We start from the raw sequence: 21,326 nt of genomic DNA, 5'->3' as shown, positions 1-21,326 counted from the left end.
GAAATTCACCAACCCACTCAAAGCATCACCGCTTGAGTGGGTTTTTCTTTACCACCGTGGCGGATGCGATACATTCCCGCCCACAAATCGACACCACTATGTCCAAACCATTTCCATTCGACCAATTCGAGCCCAAGTGGCAAGCCCGCTGGGACGAACAAAAAACATTCCGCACACCAAATCCAGGTGATGCCGACTTCGATGCCAGCAAGCCAAAGTACTTTGTCTTAGATATGTTCCCGTATCCATCTGGCGCCGGCCTCCACGTCGGTCACCCAGAAGGTTACACCGCTACTGACATCCTCGGCCGCTACAAGCGCATGAATGGCTTCAACGTGCTCCACCCAATGGGATGGGACGCATTTGGCCTGCCTGCTGAGCAATACGCCATCAAAACTGGCCAGCACCCACGCATCACCACCGAGCAGAATGTAGATAACTTCCGCCGCCAGCTGAAATCACTCGGCTTCGCCTACGACTGGGATCGTGAAATCAATACCACAGAGCCAAACTACGTGCGCTGGACACAGTGGATTTTCCTCCAGCTGTACAATTCATATTTCTGCGCCGAAACCAACAAAGCACGCCCAATCAGCGAGCTGGAAGAAAAAGGCCTCAGCCGCGAAGAAATCGACAACGAGCGCCTCGCCTTCATCAGCGAAGCCCCAGTTAACTGGTCGCCAGATCTCGGCACCGTTCTAGCTAACGAAGAAGTCGACGAGTGGAAATCCAAAGGCCACACCGTCGAGCGCCGCCCGCTGCGCCAGTGGATGCTGCGCATCACGAAATACGCTGACCGCCTGATCGACGAACTCGACCAGCTCGACTGGCCTGAGTCCATCAAGCTGCTGCAGAAAAACTGGATCGGCAAATCCGTAGGTGCTGAAGTCACCTTCGACATCGACGGCCACGACATCGACGTTTTCACCACTCGCCCAGACACCTTATTTGGCGCTAGCTACATGGTGCTCGCACCTGAGCATCCATACGTGGCTGAAATCACCAGCGCTGAGCAGAAATCCGAAGTAGAAGCCTACATCAAAGCCTGCTCGCTGAAATCCGACCTCGAGCGCGGTGACCTCAACAAAGACAAATCCGGTGTGTTCACTGGAGCCTACGCCACCAACCCAGTCAACGGCAGCAAGATCCCAGTGTGGATCGCTGACTACGTGATGATGGGCTACGGCACCGGCGCCATCATGGCTGTGCCAGCTCACGACGAGCGCGACTTTGAATTTGCGACCAAATTCCAGCTACCAATCATGCAAGTAGTTGCCGACGCCAGCTCCGTTGGCGGCAACAGCGCGACATGCTGCAGCGAGCTCGAAGAAGCCTTCACTCGCGAAGGTGTAGCTATCAATTCTGATTTCCTCAACGGCCTAGCCACTCACGAAGCCAAAGCTAAAATGATCGAATGGTTAGTAGCTGAAGGCAAAGGTGAAGCTAAGGAGAACTTCAAGCTGCGCGACTGGTTATTCTCACGCCAGCGCTACTGGGGCGAGCCATTCCCAATCCTCTGGGAAGACGGCCAGCACCGCGCTGTTAGCGACGACGAGCTACCAGTTCTCCAGCCAGAGATGGATGATTTCAAACCAACTGGCTCACCAGAAGGTCCTCTAGCAAAAGCTACCGAGTGGATCAACTACAGCGAAACCGCCAAGCGCGAAACCAATACCATGCCACAGTGGGCTGGCTCATGCTGGTACTACATGCGCTACTGCGATCCAACTAACACCGAGCGCTTCATTTCTAAAGAAGCCGAAGAATACTGGATGGGTGGCAGCGACGACACAGTAGGCGCCGTCGACCTCTACGTTGGTGGTACTGAGCACGCCGTGCTCCACCTGCTCTACGCACGTTTCTGGCACAAGGTGATGTTCGACCTCGGACACGTCAATACCATCGAGCCATTCCAGAAGTTAGTGAACCAAGGACTGATTCTCGGTGAAACCGAGTATTTCTATTACACTGACCCAGCGGGTGAAGTCGTCCATTTTAAAGAACGTAGATCTGACACTGACTACAGAGCTGTCAAAGTGGAATTGGAAAACATCGTTATTGATGGAAACAAATTCACAGAAAAAGGCTCCTCCATCGAGTTGGAACCAGTGAACCGTAAGATGTCCAAATCCTTTGGCAACGTAGTCAGCCCAGATGACGTGGTCTCTGAGTACGGTGCGGACGCACTGCGCCTCTACGAAATGTTCATGGGTCCACTCGAGCAAGTGAAGCCGTGGCAGATGAAAGGCGTCGAAGGCGTTTCCCGCTTCCTCGCAAAAGTCTGGCGCCTCGCCATCGAGAAAAACCAAGCGGGCGAATACCAGCTGAGCGACAAGCTCACTGCTGAGCCATGCGCTGATAAAAAGCTGCTTAAGGTAGTTCACGAAACCATCCAGAAGGTCAGCCAAGCGATCGAAACACTGCGTTTCAATACCGCGATCAGCCAGATGATGATCTGTACCAAAGCACTCGGTGAAGCCAAGCAGCTGCCTGTAGAGCTGATCGTCACTCTGCTCAAATGCCTCAGCCCATTTGCTCCGCACCTCGCTGAAGAAGTCTACGCTCGCCTCGGTGAGAAATTCCAGCTGGATGCCGAGCTGCTCTCCGAGCAAGTCTGGCCAGTGTGCAATGAAGCTTATCTGGTAGAAGACGAAATCGAGCTCATCGTGCAGGTGAATGGCAAGCTGCGCGCTCGCCTAACCGTCGCCAAAGATGCAGCTAAAGAAGACATCGAAGAACTCGCCAAAGCACACGAAAACGTGCAGCAGTTCATCGACGGCAAAACCATCCGCAAGGTGATTGTGGTGCCTGGCCGCCTCGTCAATATCGTGGCTAACTAAGCCAGCTAGATATTCCAGCTAGATCAATCCAACATCCATCCCGGCTTCATCACGAAGCCGGGATTTTTTTGTCTCCGCCGAGCTGGAAACGATACACAAAAAATGCCCAGCTTGATAGGCAAGCTGGGCATTTAGCAGATTTATTTGTCAGCTAGTTAGCTGATTATTTTTTGTTTTTGGCGCGTGGTGCTGTTGGATTGTCTAGATCCAGCTCGTCGCCCATGACGTCCTGAAGTGCTTTGAAGTCGGTTTTGAGCTCTTCAATTTTCGAGGTATACTCAGGGTTATCAGCGAGGTCATTCATCTCGTTAGGATCTTTAACGAGATTGAAGAGACGCAGTTTTTTAGACGCTTTTGGGTACATCATGAGTTTCCAGTCACCCTTGCGGATCATGCGCTGGAAGTTGATGTATTTGCCGTAGATCGCAGGATAATGCTCAGTTGCTTCACCTGCAATCAGCGCGTTCACGCTCTTGAATTCGACATGCTTGGGAATTTCCACACCAGCCCACTCAAGTGTGGTTGGCATGGCGTCTTGCAGGTAGATTGGCGTATCGATGCTCTTGCCTTTTTCCACGCCAGGTCCCTTGACGATGAAGGGGACTCGCATGCTGTGCTCGTACATGTTTTGCTTACCGAGCAGTCCGTGGTGACCGACAGACAATCCGTGGTCAGCAGTGAAGATGATGTAGGTATTGTCCATCATATCGTGCTCTTCGAGCGCGTCTAGGATTCTCCCCATGTGGTAGTCCAGGTAGGTGATGGAGGCAAAATACTCACGGCGGTGCACCTGCACGGCAAAGTCGGTACGCGGGTAGGGAGCGAGGCGCTCGTCGCGGAAATTATCAGGCAGGCCGATTTCTTTGCGGTACGGGTATTCTGGCAAATAGTTCACCGGCACCTTCATGTCGTCGACAGGATACATGTCGACGTATTCTTTAGGCGACTGGCGTGGGTCATGCGGTGCGTTGAAGGAAAGATACATGAAGAATGGTTTCTCCTCTTCAGCTGCTTGATTGATAAATTCCACGCTGTTATCACCAACTACTTCTGTCCAGTGAGTGCCACCTTTCCAGAATCCACCTTCGCCGATGTCCCACGGCTGCCAGCCATTTTCAAAATCTTCACGGCTCACCGGGCGGTTGTAGCCAGATCCTTTTGGCATGCCACCACGCACGTCTTTGACAACATCAAATGCAGGTTCCTTTTTTACATGCCATTTTCCGGTCATGTAAGTTTTGTAACCACCATCGCGGATCAGTTCAGCCCACTGCGGTTGCTCCACAATCGTCTTCTGAGCGCGGTTCACAAAGGCGCCTGAGTTGATCATCGTGCGGCTAGCCACACAGACGGCTCCGGCCCACGCACCCATGTTGTAGCTGTTGGTAAACTGCGTGCCGTCTTTGGCGAGACGGTCGAGGTTAGGAGTTTGAATAGCCTCCATGCCCAAATGCCCTTGGCATTCGTACGAGTAGTCATCGGTGAAAATGAAGACAATGTTTGGTTTCTCAGCGGCTTGGCTGAAACTACAGCTCACCGCTGCAGCTAGTGCTAATAAGTTCTTTTTCATATCGTACTAAGGGCGGCGGAAGTCATTATATCCCGCCACCCTCATGGTTTTTTGAGGCTTGTTTTGATCTATAGGTCCAGCCGATGAACCGTCATACAGCTGTCGTTATATTACCTATATAGCTGATTACTTCTTACCTTTTTTCTTTTTTTCCTTACCAGCTTTTGCGGGTTCAGCGCCCATTGGCTTGAACTCAGAATCAGGAGAATAATCAACCCCAACGTAATCATTACCTGAGTGGCTATTGGCAAATGAATCTTGCAGGGCTGCCATCTCTTTTTTCATCGCAGCAATGCGCTCTGGATTATCTTGCGCGATGTTGTTTTGCTCGCCGCGATCTTCTTTCAGGTTGTACAGCTCGTCTTGGGAACAATCACCTAGTGATTTGGTAAGCAGCTTGTAGTCACCTTTGATCAGACCAAAGGTACTTCCATAGCGGAATGGAATTGGCTTGCTGCGCTCAGTCACATCTTGCTTGAGAATTGGCGTCAAATCAATGCCGTCAAGCGGACGATCATCTGGCATTTCATAACCAAGAATACTCACAACCGTTGGCAGAATATCCATGGTTGATCCAGCTACCTTGATCGTAGATCCAGCTTGGATGTGATTTGGCCAAACCGCTACAGTAGGCACACGCACACCACCTTCATGCAGAGAACGCTTGCGATCTCTAAGTCCGCCAGTCACGCCAGCAGCTCTTGAGCCCGGCTTTGGATCTTTTCCTTCAGGTCCGTTGTCACTGGTGTACAGCTGGATGGTATTGTCGTAAACACCGAGCTCTTTGAGCTTCGCATGCATGAGGGCAATAGAATCATCCATCTCGGTGATGCAGCCGTAATAATGCCCAGAGGTACCGTACTCTTCGTACATTTTTAAATAATCAGGGCCAGCGAGCACATCTGCGTGTGGCGCGTGGAACCAAATCACCGCCATGAATGGCTTGTCCTGTTTTACCGCATCTTCGATGAAAGGAATCACGCGGCTCATCAGCACGTGGCCGTCACCGCCCTTCAAACCTTCCATGGTGGTTTCGCCATCTTCAAAAAATGGATTATTTCTACTGCGCTTACCCTCACCCGGATCCCATGTTTGCGTAGCGGACTCGGTGACAAATGTCTTATCATAACCGTACTCCCACGCTGGTGCATAGTTAATCTCAGGTTTGCGGCCAGGCCCTTTAGAGGACATGGTTTTGCTGAGTGTGCCTAGGTGCCACTTGCCAAAGTGACCGGTCATGTACCCTTGCGCTTGAGCAACTTCTCCTAAAGTAATTTCTTCTTTTGGTAGATGACCTTTGTTAGCGGTCCAAATCCCGTAACGCCAAAAATGCCGACCCGTGAGAAATGTGCCACGGGTAGGAGAACAAACTGGGCCAGCTGCATAGAATTGCTCTAGCACCGCGCCTTCAGCAGCCATCTTATCCAGAGTCGGAGTCTTAATGATGGTATTGCCATTAAACCCAGTATCTCCCCAGCCCAAGTCATCCGCCATCATCAAAATCAGATTCGGCTTATCCGCTGCCATCGCAGAACTCACACCAAGCATCATCGCGCCGAGAGCCAGCGTACGTTGTAGTTTTCTTAAAGTTGCCATATGCTAACTATCTATACACTGCAGCCATCTAACGTTAACCATAAGCTGACAATTTTCTAATGGTATCAGAAAGCACAGCAGCAGCTAGACAGCTTATCTAAACCACGGCACAGATTGATTGAAACCAGCGCCGCCAGCTGGAATTGAGACAAAGCCATCAGCACCAACAGCTGCCGCGTAATCAGCCGAATTCTTTGCCCGCAAAACCTTTACCACGCCAGCATTTCCAAGCACAGCTACTGGCACATGAAAAATAAATGCAGCATGACCGCTAAATTCTTCGCTGAGCCTCACCATTTGCGCATTCACCACCACCCCACGCATCAGGTTCAGAGCTGGTTTGAGGTAAACGTGAATCGCAGCTAACACCGCTACTGGATTACCGGGAAGCGCCACCACTAGGCGCCCATCAGCCAGCTGCCACAATCCCATCGGCTTGCCCGGACGTTGCGCAACACCGTGAAAAATCGGCTCGCCAGCTAGCTCGCTCAACACCTGGTGAACGTAATCTTTTTTTCCCTTAGAAACGCCACCACAAAAAACTAACATTTCGTGGTCCGATGAATTTACAAACTCAGCTAGAACCTCAGCGTCGTCAGCCAAATGCAAACAATCAACCGCCGCTAACTTCTCAGCCTCTAATGCCGACTTCACTGCCAATCCATTAGATCGGCGAATCTGATGCGCCAGTGGCTTCTCGCTAACATCAACCAGCTCGTCGCCAGTAGTCACCACCGCCAAGCTTGGGATTTTATAACAAGCTAGCTGGCTGGCGCCGCATGAAGCCGCAACACCAATTTCCGCGGACCCAATCAGCTGGCCAGATTTTACAATGCTCACACCAGCTGGACTATCACTAGCTGCTAGATGAATATTCTGCATCGGCTGTAATGGCATGCCATCGTCCAGCTGAGCCACGCCACCAGCGAGGTCAACCAACTCGTAGGGAATCACGCAATCAGCGCCAGACGGTAGCATCGCTCCCGTCATCACCTCCAGCGCCTCACCAATAAGCATCACCGCCGGATCACCAGCGGCATGCAGGCCATCAATAACAAAGCTCCTTTGGCCAGCAGAATAATCAGCCAGTCGAATAGCAATGCCATCCATCATCACACGATCAAATGGCGGCAATGGTCGATCAGCCAAAATTGGCTCCGCCAGCACTCGTGAATGTGCATGCGTGATATCTACCAGCTCGGAGTCGAGCTTATCGACTCTCTCGGCTAACTTCGTCCAAGCCTCATGCACACTTACTAATGAACTCATCATTAGCCACAGCTAAGCATAACAGCCAGATCGACCAAGCTTTTATCCCACGGAAAATAAAAAAGCTAATGCCCAAGCACAGCAACGAATCAATCGTCACCAGCTTGAGCATTAGCTCATTAGTTAGCCTGTTGGTCTATTCTAATTGCCAACAGGCTAATTTTGAAAATTGCGTAAGCTCAGCAATTACTGACGGTACTCAGGTCCTGATAGGTCAACTTCGTTACCTGGCTTCCATTCTGGAGCCAATCCACCTACTTTTTCACGTGGGTACTTAGCAGCCTTATCAGCGTTCTTCTTGTTGACCACGAATACTGGGTCACGTGGATTGTCAACTGTCAGAGGAGCCTCATCACCCCAATTGCCCTGCTCAGCGCGGAGCTCTTCCATCATAGCTGTAACTGTGCTAGCAAACTCTGGGTTATCAGCAAGGTTCTCAGTTTCGTATGGATCTTTAGCTTTGTTGAAAAGCAGAGTCTTGTTGATTTCAGCATACTGGATCAATTTCCAATCACCTTTGTGGAGGCTGCGCTGGTTATTGTACATAGCGAAGAACAGACGGTCTCTGACCATTTCTTTCTCACCGCGTAAGACTGGAACTAAGCTTTTGCCATCAATGTTTTCAGGCGCGTCGATTCCAGCTAGCTCACACAATGTTGGGAATAGATCCAAGGTGTAACCCAGTGATTTTGATGAACCTTTTTCCAGGCCAGGAGCGTTGAAGATACATGGTACGTGTTGGAAACTACTATGTGTCATTTGCTTAGCCATCATGCCTTGGCTACCAACTGCTAGACCTTGGTCAGCACTGAACAGAATGATTGTATTGTCTCTAATGCCCTGCTCTTCCAGAGATTTGATAATACGACCCAGATCGTAATCCATGTTAGTGATCAGTGTGTAATAATCACGAATGTGTCCGCGCATTACTTCTGGGTCACGTGGCCATGCAGTGTGGTGCTCAGCACGAACGTAGACAGCTTTGTCTGATGGGTTCCATGGGTACATTGGCAGGAAATCGTCTGGCAGTGAAACCTTTCTGTCTTTGTACAACTCGATAAACTCAGGAGCATTGAAACGTGGATCGTGTGGAGCAGGCAGACCGATGTACATGAAGAACGGCTTAGCTTTATCGCGGCCTGTTTCAATGTACTCGATTGCTTCGTTAGCAACGTTGCGGCAGGCGTAACCAGTTCTCAGTTCGCTCACCATGTGAATATCAGCATATTCATCAAACTGCTTCTGAATGTGAGGAAGGTTAGATTTACCACTCTTCTCGCGGTACCATGTCTGATAGCCAGCCGCTTTAAATGCTTTTGGTAAAGTTGCCCCTAAACCTTTATCGCGAGGACCCGCATCAAAACGCATCCATGACTTACCAGTCATCAGCATGTTACGCGCAGGGATACAAACAGCACCTGTGTTACCACCAAAGTTGTGCAGGCTCTCAATAACAAAGCCACCGCTCACTAACTTATCTAAAGTAGGAGTAAGCACCTCAGGGTTGTTGATCGTATCTGCACGCATGTCATCAGCAAAGAGCAGCAGAACGTTAGGACGCTGGTTTTCACCATGGGCCACCATCGTTAGCAAGCCACATGCTAGGGTTATAAGTTTTTTCTTAAGTTTCATTGTTCAAGATTTAGAGTACTGGAGCTTGATACGCCTCCGATTTTGCAACTCTTGTTACCAAATCTGGCCCATCACTTAACCTTTTTGACTTTCTTTTCACCTTTAACGTTCTTTTTGCTATCATAGTCCATAAACTTGGCAATGAACTCTTTGTCCTGCCATGGCACATTACGATCAGCGAGTACATCATAGCGGTCATATCCATAATCTGGATTGCGGCGCTTTTTCCATAACTCGAGCTTAGCGTCATAGCGCGCGCGCATCTCTTCGAGTGCAGGTGTCGCTTCAGGCGAACTCGCCAAGTTAGTCATTTCGTGGCTATCATTTTTTCTATCAAATAACTCTTCAGATGGAGGCATTTTCTCATTTGCATAATACCAGTAATTATAGCGGTATTTCTCTGTGAGCACGGTGAGGGCCCCAATGATATCATCACGGTTTTGGTTCCACACCTGCGTCAGATAGAGTTCCTCGCGCACACGGTAGTTCTCATCTTCAACTACGGAGATCAATGATTTGCCATCCATGCCAGCTGGAATTTCTACTCCAGCGTATGCTAACAAAGTTGGCGCCATATCAATTCCCGACGTCAGCCCATTCGTCTGCTTGCCATGAGAATGCTTGCGTGTCGGGTCATAAATAATGCCCGGCACCTTGGTGGCCTCTTCATAAGGGAGAACTTTTCCACCAAATTCATGTGAGCCCAAAAAGTATCCATTGTCTGATGTGAAAATCAAAATGGTCTCGTCCGCCACGCCATTTTTCTCTAAGGAATCACGAATCATGCCAACGGCATAATCCACGCCGTAGACTTGGCGGAAATAAATACCCATCGTCTTCTGGAAGTCCTTGTCAGATTCGTAGCTAGATTTGAACATCGAGCGCTGGCGGCCAAGCCCTGACTGCGGAGCTAGATGTTGGCTTCCCTCTTTGCCGTAATTTACTGGTTTGTTAAAAACAACTCCCTCGTAAACCTGCTCGAAAAATGGATCCGACGACATCGGGCTGTGCGGCGCCTTGAAGCTGATAGATAGACAGAACGGTTTGCCTGCAGCTACTGACTCACTGATGAAATCCGCCCCAGCCGCGCCCAGCGCACGTGTCGAATGTGGGTACTTCTCGGCATATTGTTTGAGGTATTCATTTCCAGCTGTTTTATATGTCCCCTGACTCGGCCAGCCAGCCCACCAATCAAATTCGTTCACTGGATAGTCTTTCAATTTGCCGAAATCATCCGGGTTATTCAACCCTGAGATTGAATAACCAAATTTTCCAGCAAAGCCAACCCGATAGCCTGCCTGCTTCAGCAACATTGGGTACGTTAGCGCCCATTGTTCCTTTTTTAATTTGCCGCGGCCAAAATTTACCCCGTGAACAAATTCATAATTCCCCGTCATGATACACACCCGGCTAGCCATGCAGATAGAGGTGGTATTATGGTGGTTGCGCAAAACTAACCCTTCGCTCGCCAGCTTATCCAGCTGCGGAGTTTTCGCTTGTTCATTGCCCATCCAGCCAGCTGAGGCCGATGCCATATCATCAGCTAACAAGAATACCAAGTTCGGTCGAGACGCTGCGGAAATCGCGCCCACGGCTAAAATTCCGCTGGCGATGCTCGTCAAGGTGATTTTACATGAGAAATTATTATTCATCAGGGATAGTTACAGTTATTGGCCTACAAGCTGCTTTGTCATCCCTGAGAACACAACCTAACAAATAAACAATCTCATTTTTGTATCAATAATCACACTTCTCAATTTCAGGTATAGAGAGAAATTTACATCATATCATGTTCGATCAAAGCACCGGGTCTGGTGGTGCGGCCATTGCCAATCTTTCTACCGGGAAATACCGTAGTATTGACGCCAGTTCGCACGCCGTCGCCGATAATTGCACCGAGCTCTTGGCGACCGGTATCAATCAATTCCCCACGAATCAATGCTCGCTGGTTTCTACCGTCGTGGCGTTTATTAGAAAGCACCGTGCCAGCTCCTAGCAGAGCATGATTACCTACAATGCTATCGCCAACGTAGACGTTATGACCCACCGTGACGTGTTCATAAAAAACTGAGTTAGAGACTTCTACACCGTGACCAATATGGCAATTATCAGCAATACTAGTATTACCGTGAATATAGGCGTTAGGCCCAATCACACAGTTCTCACCAATCACCACATTTCCTTCAATAAAGCAGCCTGGCTGGACTACTGAACCGTTACCAAGATAGAGGTTGCCTCGCACTTCAGCCAGCTGGCTAATTTCACCGCGAATATCACTCAGCCCCATAACATCTAGCACTTCCTCATTCAGCTGGAGGAAATCCCATGCGTAACGAATGCGGAAACAATTTGCCTCCGTCACCATCTTACCCGTGCACTGACGTGGATCTTTATGCCCGCGCCAGGCAACGAGGTCGCCACGCGAGTCAAACAAACTAGTTGGCTCGGTGCTGCGTGTTAGCATGCAGAGCGCGCCCACATCAATCCAATGATCCAGAGGTAAATGCAATGTACGCTCGGTTGAATGAGCGTCGTCTACCATTTCGAAGCCAGCTCTAACGAGTTCATTTTCGAGAAACTCGTGCAAGGTGTGGTTGGCTACTAGGCAATCAGAAAAGCGCCGCTTCGTTGTCAGCGGAGCACATAAAAGAGACTCTATCGGTTCGTGTAAATTTGCCTGCATAATAGGTAACTATTGCACAAGCACTTACAGCTGTCATCAAGAATCTAATCACCAGACCTAACTCGAAGCTAGTGCGTAAGAAATATGTGGAGTATAGAACTCATTTTCCAGCAGGAACGAGTCGTGCCCCTTATCTGAGTGCACCGTGATGTGCATGGTTTTCACCCCACTATTTTCCAGATGGGCAACCAGCTCAGCTTGCTCTTCAGGGTAGAAACAAAAATCTGAGTCGATACTGAAGATGAGGAATTTCTGATTATTCTCAGCGCAGGCTTTAAACAAATCAGCTGGGCTCTCGGCATCACCTTCCTTCACCGCATCGTAGTTAGACCACATGTCGATGATGCGTAGGTAGGTATTGGCGTCGAAGCGCTTCACGAACTTTTTCCCCTGATGCAGCATATAGCTCTGGAAAGTATCCTGTACTTTGTACCACGCTAGAGTCTCGGTATCTTGACGCACCTCACTGCGCGCGCGGCGCTCGATGGCATCGAGATGCACAAATGTCTTATGCGAAATCATTCTAGCCAGCGCCAATCCATAATCTGGCTTAGTTCCCTCGTAATAATCACCACCATTAAAATGCGGGTCATTCTCAATCGCTAGAATTTGCTCAAACAAAATCAGTCGGTTATACACCGTCGTCTTAAAGCCACCACACATCGGAATCACCGTCTCCACTTTATCTGGATAGCGGGTCGCAAAAGTTAGAGTGATCAGCGCACCTACAGATGGCCCCACAGCTGCCTTCAGTCGCTTCACGCCAAGCGCGTCTAGCAGACGTGCCTGAATATCTGCCTGATCAGCCACTGCTAGATGAGGGAAATTAGATCCGTATTCTTTACCAGTGCGCGGGTCGATAGATGCCGGCCCCGTCGTGCCATAACAACCTCCAAGGTAGTTAGGGCAAATCACACAATAGCGATTGGTATCTAGCGCTTTGCCTGGCCCGAGAAAATCTTCCCACCAGCCATTTTCCAGCTCGGGCTGCCACAGCTCACCCACTTCAGGAATGGCTGGGTTGAAACCAGCTGCATGATGTGAGCCAGAAAGTGCGTGGTTAAGCAAAATCACATTCGACTTATCCTCATTCATCTCGCCCCACATTTCGTAAGCCAACCGGATACCCGGCAACTCACCACCACGGCGCAAGACGATAGGCTCATCGATGCTACCAAACTCTACGAATTGGGTCTCTACCTTTTGCTTCTCTGCGAACACGGCCACGTTTAAGCACGGATTGAGGCCGATTTACGATAAAATAATGCGCTGAGATCTGCATTAATGCCTGCCAGCTAGCTGGATCCCGCTGGTCAATCACCAGCTCAAAGCCGTGACCATTGTCTACCGCCAGCTGGAAAATAAAAAATCCGCCGTGCCGTCATTGGTGCAGAGCCACGTTCCCGTAACTCATCAAGTTGGGGACATCCGTCACAAGTCGATCTTCCTGACAAGGCATGATCTTCTATAGCCGGGGCCGCCCCCAGGACGTAAACATCGGTTCGGGCATGCTACCAATATCTGACGCACACAGCAGACGCCAAAACCCATACGCTGAACTTCACTATTCTGCAATCAGTTTCCCAAAACTCATGCTCAGAAAATCACAAAAAAAAGCAAATCCAAGCCACCTAAAAGACTGCTCATCAGCACGCTGGAAAAATCAAATCACATTTAACAAATGTTGAATTTGAAGAAACACAAATTAACTCCTACTTACTGCACACCGCGCTCACGCGCCTGCACCGCCAGCTGGAATGCCTCATCATCACCGTAGCGCTGGATGGAAAATTTCACACATCGCCGGCGTCCCGGCTCCGGTGACCACGTCGCCTGCCAGAAAAAATAATGATTCCCGTTGGCGCCTATCACACTCACCTTAGACACGCCCACTACCCCACTGCGATTGCGTGGCGACGGTGTGCATACGCGGGTCTGCGAGGCCAGCTCAGCCACCAAGGCATCGCGCCACTGCTGAGCCGCACGCAATGATCCCTCGCGGCTACCATAACTGCGATCAGAGAAAAATTTCCCATACTTCACGCCGCGCCGCTGCATACGGACCTGCCAGCCAAAGCTAGCCACCTTTGCCAAGTCGATCCGCGCGATCGCATACATGATATCATCTCTACCCATCGTCAAATGCCTCATCACAAAATGCAGGCTGGATGAGTTTTTGTCAATCTTGCCTCTATGAAGATATCCAGCTGGCTGCATTCAGCTGAAAATTTGCTCAAAATTCAACAGTAGCCAGCGGGGAAATTCCGTGCTACATCATGCCCCATGGCAGGTATCATTGTAAAACCACGCTCGCGCATCTTCCACGGACACGACTGGGTCTACGCATCAGAGATCAGAAAAACATTTGGCAACCCACAAGCTGGTGATGTCATCTCGATGAAAGACTTCCGCGATCGCCCGCTGGGCACCGCTATTTACAATCCAAACTCACAAATCGTGGCGCGCAGGTTCTCGCGCCGCAAACAAAAACTCGACCTCGAGTTCTTCACCCGCCGCATCGGCCAAGCCATCGAATACCGCAAATCAGCTGGCCTCGACCCCGAGCTCGCGCGCATCGTCTGGAGTGAATCCGACGCCCTGCCTGGCATCGTCGTCGACCGCTACGGCGACCACCTCGTGCTGCAGACACTCACACTCGCCATGTACAACGTGCGCGAAGTCATCGTCGAAGCACTCGTCGAGCAGCTTGCACCAAAATCCATCATCCTGCGCAACGATGCGCCTTCTCTCATTGCCGAAGGCATCCCACAAGAAGTCGCTCTCGTCCACGGTGAAAACCCAGGCCAATTCATTATCGAAGCCAATGGCATCAAATTTGAAATCGACCTGCTAGACGGACAAAAAACCGGCCTCTACCTCGACCAGCTAGACGCCCACGCCGCCATCGCCAAATACGCCAAAGGCAAACGTGTACTCGACTGCTTCTGCAACCAAGGTGGTTTTGCCCTCGCCTGCGCCAAAGCCGGAGCAGCCAGCGTCACCGCCGTCGATGTCTCAGAATCAGCCATCGCCCAGTGCCAGCGCAATGCCGAACTCAATGGTGTAGAAATCAACGCCATCGCCCACAATGCCTTCGACTACCTGAAAAATTGTGAGGAAACATTCGACATCATCATTCTCGACCCGCCGTCATTTACCAAAAACAAAAAAACGCTCAGCAACGCCATGCGTGGATACAAAGAAATCCACCTGCGCGGCATCAAGCTACTAGAGCAAGGCGGCATTCTCAGCACCTATTGCTGCTCACACCACGCCACCCGCGAGCTGTTCCTCAAAAACATCGTCGACGCATCCGTCGACGCCAAACGCTCACTACGCCTCATCCAAACTCACGGCCAGCGCCTCGACCACCCAGTCATCCCCGCCATCCCTGAGACCGAATACCTCAAAGGATTCACACTCCAACAAATGCCTTCTAGGTAGATTGTTAGTGTACTGTGATCGGTGTGCAGTGACCAGTGATCGTAGTTCAGTCTTCCGAGACTGGTGAGCTGCTTTCAGTTTTCAGCTAGAGGAAAATTCTCCGCTAGCTGGAAACTCAACCGTGACCACAAAACCTCCCCTAACACCCCCAGCCAGCTCATTCCCAGCCAGCTCATTTCCAGCCAGCTCATTTCCAGCCAGCTCATTTCCAGCCAGCTCATTCCAGCCAGCTCATCCCAGCCAGCTCATTCCCAGCCAGCTCATTTCCAGCCAGCTCATTTCCAGCCAGCTCATTTCCAGCCAGCTCATTCCCAGCCAGCTCATTTCCTAGCTAGCTAACTAATTACACGAGCCTAACGCCGAAGGCGTATAACAGCCCAGCCTAGGGTAAGGCAGCGCCAAAGGCGCAACGCAACCCTAGGAAAACGCCACCCTCAAACCCAAGCCCTGAAGGGGCGAAACATATTCCAGCCAGCTCATTCCAGCCAGCTCATTCCAGCCAGCTCATTCCAGCCAGCTCAATGTCTAGCTAGCTAAACAATTACACGAGCCTAACGCCGAAGGCGTGTAACAGCCCAGCCTAGGGTAGGGCTGCGCCGAAGGTGCAACGCAACCCTAGGAAAACGCCCGACACAAAACCAAGCCCTGAAGGGGCGAAACATATTCCAGCCAGTGCAATGTTTAGCAGCCCCACCTCCTAGCTGGAAACTTTCTAGCCCAGTTCCATTGCCAAACCCGGAGGGTTTAAAGACTTTAGCCGCGGGTCAACGAGCCCTAGCGAGTGCAACCCGTGGTCAGCGCAAGCAAACAATGATCTGCCGGAGGCAGAATGGATCGTACGGCTGAAAACATCACACCCCGCTAGACTATCCCTAGGATGAAAAAATACCGCCCGCGCAACAAAAAGCGACGAAGGATCGCCGCACTCCAGAGCCTTCGGCAGACGATTGCTAGATGAATTCGGCAGACGATTGCTAGATGAATTCGGCAGACGATTGCTAGATGAATTCGGCAGACGATTGCTAGATGAATTCGGCAGACGATTGCTAGATGAATTCGGCAGACGATTGCTAGATGAAATTTCTAGCTAGAGTGAATAGAAGAACTACGGCTAAAGTTAGTCTTGGCATTCTTTCACAGAACGACCGGCTCCATTGCCAAACCCGGAGGGTTTAAAGACTTTAGCAGCGGGTCAACGAGCCCTAGCGAGTGCAACCCGTGGTCAGCCCGAGCAAACAATGATCTGCCGGAGGCAGAATGGACCGTACGGCTGAAAACATCACAATCCGCTAGACTGACCTTGGATGAAAAACTACCGCACACGCAACAAAAAGCGGCGAAGGATCGCCGCACTCCAGAGCCTTCGGCTGACGATTGCTAGATGAAATTTCTAGCTAGAGTGAATAGAAGAACTACGGCTAAAGTTAGTCTTGGCATTCTTTCACAGAACGACCGGCTCCATTGCCAAACCCGGAGGGTTTAAAGACTTTAGCCGCGGGTCAACGAGCCCTAGCGAGTGCAACCCGTGGTCAGCCCGACCAATCAATGATCTGCCGGAGGCAGAATGGACCGTGAGTCTGAAACACGCCGCTGGATTGGAACCAATTTTCCTAACTTACCAAGCCCTGAAGGGGCGAGATAGCTCACTTCGCCTACCTTGCCTTCGCGCAGTATACCTTGCCGAAACGCCTAGATGGCACCAGCTGACTGTATTCAGCTACAGGCGTTTCTAATTTCTCCAGCTCAATATTTGATATCAGCCAGACACCATGCCGGCCAAATGGAATTTCTATCAAATAGTCATCTCCAATCACCCGATGATAGAAATAGCATTCCCCTAGCATCCCATCTTTGTTCTTTTGCCAAAAATCCCCCAAGTCAGGAACTTCATAAATCGGCCCAGACACCCCTGGCTTGGAGACAGCATGAGAAGCTAGCGCATTTACAAAATATGAGAATTCATCCTCATTACCTATCAGCTCGAAACCAAAATCTCCATCAGCAAAAATACGCGCCCTCTCGGCACGCACAAAGTCTACATAGAAAAAAAGACCCAAACTAGCCCCCAACAATATCGAGGCAAAGATAGTTATTTTAATCCACTGCTTCATCAACACTTGCTACCTTGCCTAGACATTTCAATTCCTTCCGCATTCATAAACTTGCTTAACAACCTGAACAAAAAATCCTCACTCACCAGCTAGATGTTCCTCCAATGTCTCAGACAATTTGTTAAAGCGATAGCTCGCCCACACATGACCTAGCCAATTCAGTTCAGGAAGCCACGCACTAGCTCTCACCTGTTTGCTCGCAGCCATATATTCAATCACCCAATATTCATCTACAGAGAAATCACCAAAGCAAAGACCAGCCTCAGTCTCGGCCCCTATACCTGTGGTGAAGGTGAAGCCAAGCGAGTCCAATCCCTCACCCATGTTAGAGTCTATCACCTCGCCACCTTCCGTCCAAAGTGGATTCACTTCAGACGCTATAACTATCTCCGCTGAAAAATTCCAAGTTGGCAACAAACTCAGCACAAATAAGATGAACCCACCCACAAAAATAGAAACAGCTAGTTTCTTCGCACTGCGCTTTCGAAGTCGCTCAGCGGGTGCTGTTGGAGGGCTGTAGATATTCTCACTCATGCTAGATACCGATCTAACTATCTACTACTTCGCTGGCAACCATCGGACTTCTTCAATAGTCACAGGGTTTTTCAGCGGGTTCATCAGCGCAGCGGACAGCGCCTGAGCTTCTTCGAGCGAGTCCATGCCAGAGATCTGGAATGAAGAACCAAAAACACCATTGATAGACGGAGCAGAAAGCACTTTACCGTCCAACACAATCGCCATACGAGTCTGCCCAGGCTTGGCTTTCTTGGTTGTAGCTAACAAAATTTCACCACCCTCATCATTAAGCTCAACTACGATTTGACCGGCATAAGCACCATAAAGTGCCTGAGCGCGGGTGATGTAGGAGCCATCAATAACGGTACGGTTTCTGAGCAGAAGGTCTTCGGTGACTGCGTTACCATCCCTATCCGTCGATTCGTAATGATAGAGTTTGTAGCCAGGAATGAGGTTGGTTTGTGGATCGGCAGCTACTTCTGGAGCTAGCGTGCGTGATTCCTCGTGAACCAGACGGAGTTCCAGCTTAGCGATACTCTCAAGCAAAACGCGAACCGCCTCTACCTCAGCCAATTCAGTACCGGGCATTTGCACCATGATGCGGTCGGCACCTTCCTGCTGGATGATCAGATCTTCAGTACCCCTGCTATTGAGGCGCTGCTCGATGGTGAGAATCGCTTGGCTCACCGCGTCGGCCTCAAGCGGCTTTACCTCATCGCCCCAGCTAGCTTGAGGTAGCACTCTAAGAGTCACTGATAAACCGCCAAGCTCATCCTTCGCCACATCATCCGTAGACGCCTCATCAGCTCTAACTTCAGTCAAAGGACCACAAAAAAATACTAATGACATCATCGCCAGCGGCAACGAGACAAACAGAGGTCGATAGATGCCCCCGCTTCTAAAAATTCTTACCGCTAGGTAAATGAGACAGACGGCCAAAACTGATAGTCCGATGAGATAAATGGCTGACTCGTTGTCGATAGATAGATTCATTTGCTTCAAATAGATTAGATAATCATCAAGGCCTCAGGCTACCAACTAGCAGCAACCAAAGCTAATAATTTCATAGATAGAAAAAACTGCTCTAGCAAGAGCTTAAACGATAATCTGGAATACAAAAACCGACGACAGTCAACTCCGCCAAACATTGCCTATCCACCAGCCACTAGCTGGCTCAATTTCCTAGCTGGCTCAATTCCTAGCTGGCCCAATTCCTAGCTGGCTCAATTCCTAGCTGGCCCAATTCCTAGCTGGCTCAATTCCTAGCTGGCTCAATTCCTAGCTGGCCCAATTCCTAGCTGGCCCAATTCCTAGCTGGCCCAATTCCTAGCTGGCCCAATTCCTAGCTGGCCCAATTCCTAGCTGGCTCAATTCCTAGCTGGCCCAATTCCGATCTCACCCATTACTCGGTTTGACGCCGAAGGCGTATAACAGCCCAGCCTAGGGTAAGGCAGCGCCGAAGGCGCAACGCAACCCTAGGAAAACGCCACCCTCAAACCCAAGCCCTGAAGGGGCGAAACATATTCCAGCCAGCGCAATGTTTAGCAGCCCCACCTCCTAGCTGGAAACTTTCTAGCCCAGTTCCATTCTCAAACCCGGAGGGTTTAAAGATTTTAGCCGCGGGTCAACGAGCCCTAGCGAGTGCAACCCGTGGTCAGCCCAACCAACCAATGATCTGCCGAAGGCAGAATGGATCGTGGCTGAAAACATCACACCCAGCTAGACTGTCGTTAGGATGAAAAAAATACCGCCAGCGCCACAAAAAGCGGCGAAGGATCGCCGCACTCCAAAGCCTTCGGCAGACGATTGCTAGATGAAATTTCTAGCTAGGGCGAAGAGCACAACTATGGCTAGAGTTAGGCCTAGGATTTTGCCATTGAGCGACCAGCTAGGCACGGCGCCAGCGAGTGGTTTATGAGCCCGCGGTTTAGCGAGCATGCCGTGCACGACACTCAGCCAGAGACTCCACAAAACGGCGGCGGCAAATAAGATCGTTAGAAGTGGATTCAGCTGCAAGGCCTGATCTAGCTGGCCAGATAAAATGGCCCTAGCAGTGCGGGTGCCGCCACAGCCAGGGCACTGCCAGCCAGTGAGCTCGCGCAGCATGCATGCGGGCATGACTTTTTGCTGCCACTTAGCAAATCCATAGAGGATGCCAAGCAGCAGAACGAGCCACACGGGCGCTAGCAGATAGGCTACGCGCGCCTTCATCATTATTCGTCAGCGGCTGGTTGAGCCGGCGCTGATGATTCCTCGCCCGACTCTTCGGCTGCTTCAGCTTCTGCCTGCTCCACACTACGTCTAACTTCTTCGGTAATTTCGGTACCAAATACCTCCTCAAACCGATCTAGAACAACTTCCATAACCTCATCTTCAGGAAGTGGCTGACCGTCAGGGCCAGTAGTTTCCATACCTGAAAACAGCCAGAAGAAGAAACCAGCAATGACAACGCACGCTAGCACACTGAGGTAATTCAGAACCAGACCGGTGATGGCTAGTCCGCGGCCACTCTGACGTGGCTCAGAGTGCTTGATTTTCACTAGGGCAATGTGACCAAAAACGATACCGACGATGCCAAATAGCGGGCCAATACAAACCACTAAGCAGATCACGGCTAGAAAACCTAAGATCAATGTGGTGACGGCAAATCCGTTAGTTCCAGCTGGTGGTGCGGGAGTCTGGTAGCTAGGCGCAGCGCTCTCCGCGGATGTTTTTGGTGATTGATAGGGAGTGCTCTCAGCAGCGGGCACGGCTGATGCGGCGCTGGCTGGTGATGCCGATGGAGGTGGCACAGCCGCTGCCGCGGCGCTCTGCAGTGCGGAGATTTTACCAATGGCAGTCCACTCAGCCATACTATCAGTCCATGCTAGATCTGTAGCAGCTAGCTCGCCACTTTCTAACTTCGCCAACAATTCGTCTTTACTAACGGGTCCTAGCTGTTGCTGGTTTTTTGCGTAATACCATTCACTCATGATCTTATTGTAATCTAAATTTTAAACAAAGTTGTGTCTATTGGCCATTGATTAGCTGCTGGCATTAAGATTCTAGTAATCAAGCACCAATAGCAAAGAAAATAGCAGCTAAGGTCATCACATTTACTAAATGACAGAGAATCAAGCCCGCTATCGCAAGCCGGCGGCCAGGCTGCGGTGGCGAAGATCGTTTGATCTGCCGGAGTGCCAAATGGCCAAAAATCGCTCCCGGAATGGAGCTAAAAAACCAACAGGACAATAGGCTAATGCAAGCTAAGATTACTGAAGCAATGGCACAGCCGTTAGTTTTACGCGCTTGGCCATGCTGATAGACATTAGTTTGGCCAACGGTTTTAGGCGTTTGGTAAGGCGACAAGCTGGCATCGCCGTTACGCTGCGCGGCTACTGCAGCTGGCGCGGGCGCGGCAGTGGACACAGGCGGCACAGCCGAACCTGTATGTGGAGGCTTACCAGCACTAGCCGAGGGAGTCACAGGCACCGCTGGAGGCGAAGATACAAATGGCGGCGTGACTAGCCGAGGGATTTTGCCAATTTCCAGCCACTCGTCCATGCTGTCATTCCAAGCCAGGTCATCCGCTGACAGCTCACCGCTATCTAACTTCGCCAATATGATTTCTCGGCTAACAGGACCAGCCTGTTGCTGGTCCACGGCATAATACCAGTTTTCCATTA

18 protein-coding genes and 1 other RNA gene are annotated in these 21,326 nt (G+C 50.5%); 4 read left to right on the top strand and 15 right to left on the bottom strand.

Annotated features, from left to right (window positions below; genetic code table 11):
- Positions 1–98: 98 nt before the first annotated feature.
- The gene (gene leuS, locus JIN82_RS00765) at positions 99–2,840 is read left to right on the top strand and encodes a leucine--tRNA ligase (protein WP_200309720.1); all 2,742 of its coding nucleotides are present in this window, start codon (positions 99–101) and stop codon (positions 2,838–2,840) included.
- Positions 2,841–3,003: 163 nt separating this feature from the next.
- Here leuS and JIN82_RS00760 read toward each other — a convergent pair whose 3' ends face one another.
- The 9 genes from JIN82_RS00760 to JIN82_RS00720 all read right to left on the bottom strand — a co-directional run bounded on the left by JIN82_RS00760 (position 3,004) and on the right by JIN82_RS00720 (position 13,807).
- A complete protein-coding gene (locus JIN82_RS00760) occupies positions 3,004–4,410 on the bottom strand; it encodes a sulfatase family protein (protein WP_200309719.1) in 1,407 nt (468 codons plus the stop codon).
- Positions 4,411–4,536: 126 nt separating this feature from the next.
- Complete coding sequence (locus tag JIN82_RS00755; RefSeq protein ID WP_200309718.1) at positions 4,537–6,006, bottom strand: sulfatase family protein; 1,470 nt, start codon at positions 6,004–6,006, stop codon at positions 4,537–4,539.
- 93 nt (positions 6,007–6,099) lie between these two features.
- The gene (locus JIN82_RS00750; RefSeq protein WP_200309716.1) at positions 6,100–7,278 is read right to left on the bottom strand and encodes a molybdopterin molybdotransferase MoeA; all 1,179 of its coding nucleotides are present in this window, start codon (positions 7,276–7,278) and stop codon (positions 6,100–6,102) included.
- 183 nt (positions 7,279–7,461) lie between these two features.
- A complete protein-coding gene (locus JIN82_RS00745) occupies positions 7,462–8,907 on the bottom strand; it encodes a sulfatase-like hydrolase/transferase (RefSeq protein WP_200309715.1) in 1,446 nt (481 codons plus the stop codon).
- Between the two features lie 71 nt (positions 8,908–8,978).
- Complete coding sequence (locus JIN82_RS00740; RefSeq protein WP_200309714.1) at positions 8,979–10,559, bottom strand: sulfatase-like hydrolase/transferase; 1,581 nt, start codon at positions 10,557–10,559, stop codon at positions 8,979–8,981.
- Positions 10,560–10,684: 125 nt separating this feature from the next.
- A complete protein-coding gene (locus tag JIN82_RS00735; protein ID WP_234041677.1) occupies positions 10,685–11,494 on the bottom strand; it encodes a DapH/DapD/GlmU-related protein in 810 nt (269 codons plus the stop codon).
- Positions 11,495–11,647: 153 nt separating this feature from the next.
- Positions 11,648–12,811, bottom strand: coding sequence for a homoserine O-acetyltransferase MetX (gene metX / locus JIN82_RS00730; RefSeq protein ID WP_200309712.1), 1,164 nt, complete (start codon positions 12,809–12,811; stop codon positions 11,648–11,650).
- Between the two features lie 142 nt (positions 12,812–12,953).
- Positions 12,954–13,133: non-coding RNA, 6S RNA (gene ssrS / locus JIN82_RS17680), on the bottom strand.
- A 173-nt stretch (positions 13,134–13,306) separates the two neighbouring features.
- A complete protein-coding gene (locus JIN82_RS00720; RefSeq protein WP_234041676.1) occupies positions 13,307–13,807 on the bottom strand; it encodes a hypothetical protein in 501 nt (166 codons plus the stop codon).
- 66 nt (positions 13,808–13,873) lie between these two features.
- Between JIN82_RS00720 and JIN82_RS00715 the strand changes: the two genes are divergently transcribed.
- From JIN82_RS00715 to JIN82_RS17050, 3 genes are all read left to right on the top strand, one after another.
- On the top strand, positions 13,874–15,034 hold the full coding sequence (locus JIN82_RS00715) for a class I SAM-dependent rRNA methyltransferase (RefSeq protein ID WP_200309707.1): 1,161 nt from the start codon (positions 13,874–13,876) through the stop codon (positions 15,032–15,034).
- A gap of 63 nt (positions 15,035–15,097) precedes the next feature.
- Positions 15,098–15,373, top strand: coding sequence for a hypothetical protein (locus JIN82_RS00710; protein WP_200309705.1), 276 nt, complete (start codon positions 15,098–15,100; stop codon positions 15,371–15,373).
- A 784-nt stretch (positions 15,374–16,157) separates the two neighbouring features.
- Entirely contained in the window at positions 16,158–16,415 is a 258-nt protein-coding gene (locus JIN82_RS17050; protein WP_234041675.1) for a hypothetical protein, read from the top strand.
- Between the two features lie 271 nt (positions 16,416–16,686).
- Here JIN82_RS17050 and JIN82_RS00705 read toward each other — a convergent pair whose 3' ends face one another.
- The 6 genes from JIN82_RS00705 to JIN82_RS00680 all read right to left on the bottom strand — a co-directional run bounded on the left by JIN82_RS00705 (position 16,687) and on the right by JIN82_RS00680 (position 21,324).
- A complete protein-coding gene (locus JIN82_RS00705; protein ID WP_234041674.1) occupies positions 16,687–17,145 on the bottom strand; it encodes a hypothetical protein in 459 nt (152 codons plus the stop codon).
- A 78-nt stretch (positions 17,146–17,223) separates the two neighbouring features.
- The gene (locus JIN82_RS00700; RefSeq protein WP_200309701.1) at positions 17,224–17,679 is read right to left on the bottom strand and encodes a hypothetical protein; all 456 of its coding nucleotides are present in this window, start codon (positions 17,677–17,679) and stop codon (positions 17,224–17,226) included.
- 24 nt (positions 17,680–17,703) lie between these two features.
- A complete protein-coding gene (locus JIN82_RS00695) occupies positions 17,704–18,654 on the bottom strand; it encodes a preprotein translocase subunit SecD (RefSeq protein WP_200309699.1) in 951 nt (316 codons plus the stop codon).
- A gap of 816 nt (positions 18,655–19,470) precedes the next feature.
- A complete protein-coding gene (locus JIN82_RS00690) occupies positions 19,471–19,875 on the bottom strand; it encodes a DUF2752 domain-containing protein (protein ID WP_200309697.1) in 405 nt (134 codons plus the stop codon).
- Positions 19,875–20,633 (bottom strand): GYF domain-containing protein, encoded by a 759-nt coding sequence (locus JIN82_RS00685; protein ID WP_200309695.1) that lies wholly within the window; start codon positions 20,631–20,633, stop codon positions 19,875–19,877. Before JIN82_RS00685 ends, JIN82_RS00690 begins: the two co-directional genes overlap by 1 nt.
- 79 nt (positions 20,634–20,712) lie before the next feature.
- The gene (locus tag JIN82_RS00680; protein WP_200309693.1) at positions 20,713–21,324 is read right to left on the bottom strand and encodes a DUF4190 domain-containing protein; all 612 of its coding nucleotides are present in this window, start codon (positions 21,322–21,324) and stop codon (positions 20,713–20,715) included.
- Positions 21,325–21,326: the final 2 nt, after the last annotated feature.

Source organism: Persicirhabdus sediminis, assembly GCF_016595495.1.
Lineage (GTDB): Bacteria > Verrucomicrobiota > Verrucomicrobiia > Verrucomicrobiales > Akkermansiaceae > Persicirhabdus > Persicirhabdus sediminis.
The sequence above is the reverse complement of the archived record's forward strand: the minus strand, read 5'-3'. Positions and strand labels throughout refer to the sequence as shown.

Excerpts from the sequence above, each read along its gene's own strand:
- JIN82_RS00690 (WP_200309697.1), bottom strand. The coding sequence starts at position 19,875 with ATGATGAAGGCGCGCGTAGCCTATCTGCTAGCGCCCGTGTGGCTCGTT.
- JIN82_RS00745 (WP_200309715.1), bottom strand. The coding sequence starts at position 8,907 with ATGAAACTTAAGAAAAAACTTATAACCCTAGCATGTGGCTTGCTAACG.
- JIN82_RS00695 (WP_200309699.1), bottom strand. The coding sequence starts at position 18,654 with ATGAATCTATCTATCGACAACGAGTCAGCCATTTATCTCATCGGACTA.
- leuS (WP_200309720.1), top strand. The coding sequence starts at position 99 with ATGTCCAAACCATTTCCATTCGACCAATTCGAGCCCAAGTGGCAAGCC.
- JIN82_RS00760 (WP_200309719.1), bottom strand. The coding sequence starts at position 4,410 with ATGAAAAAGAACTTATTAGCACTAGCTGCAGCGGTGAGCTGTAGTTTC.
- JIN82_RS00720 (WP_234041676.1), bottom strand. The coding sequence starts at position 13,807 with ATGCAGCCAGCTGGATATCTTCATAGAGGCAAGATTGACAAAAACTCA.
- JIN82_RS00685 (WP_200309695.1), bottom strand. The coding sequence starts at position 20,633 with ATGAGTGAATGGTATTACGCAAAAAACCAGCAACAGCTAGGACCCGTT.
- JIN82_RS00705 (WP_234041674.1), bottom strand. The coding sequence starts at position 17,145 with ATGAAGCAGTGGATTAAAATAACTATCTTTGCCTCGATATTGTTGGGG.
- JIN82_RS00750 (WP_200309716.1), bottom strand. The coding sequence starts at position 7,278 with ATGATGAGTTCATTAGTAAGTGTGCATGAGGCTTGGACGAAGTTAGCC.
- JIN82_RS00755 (WP_200309718.1), bottom strand. The coding sequence starts at position 6,006 with ATGGCAACTTTAAGAAAACTACAACGTACGCTGGCTCTCGGCGCGATG.
- JIN82_RS00715 (WP_200309707.1), top strand. The coding sequence starts at position 13,874 with ATGGCAGGTATCATTGTAAAACCACGCTCGCGCATCTTCCACGGACAC.
- JIN82_RS00700 (WP_200309701.1), bottom strand. The coding sequence starts at position 17,679 with ATGAGTGAGAATATCTACAGCCCTCCAACAGCACCCGCTGAGCGACTT.
- JIN82_RS00740 (WP_200309714.1), bottom strand. The coding sequence starts at position 10,559 with ATGAATAATAATTTCTCATGTAAAATCACCTTGACGAGCATCGCCAGC.
- JIN82_RS00680 (WP_200309693.1), bottom strand. The coding sequence starts at position 21,324 with ATGGAAAACTGGTATTATGCCGTGGACCAGCAACAGGCTGGTCCTGTT.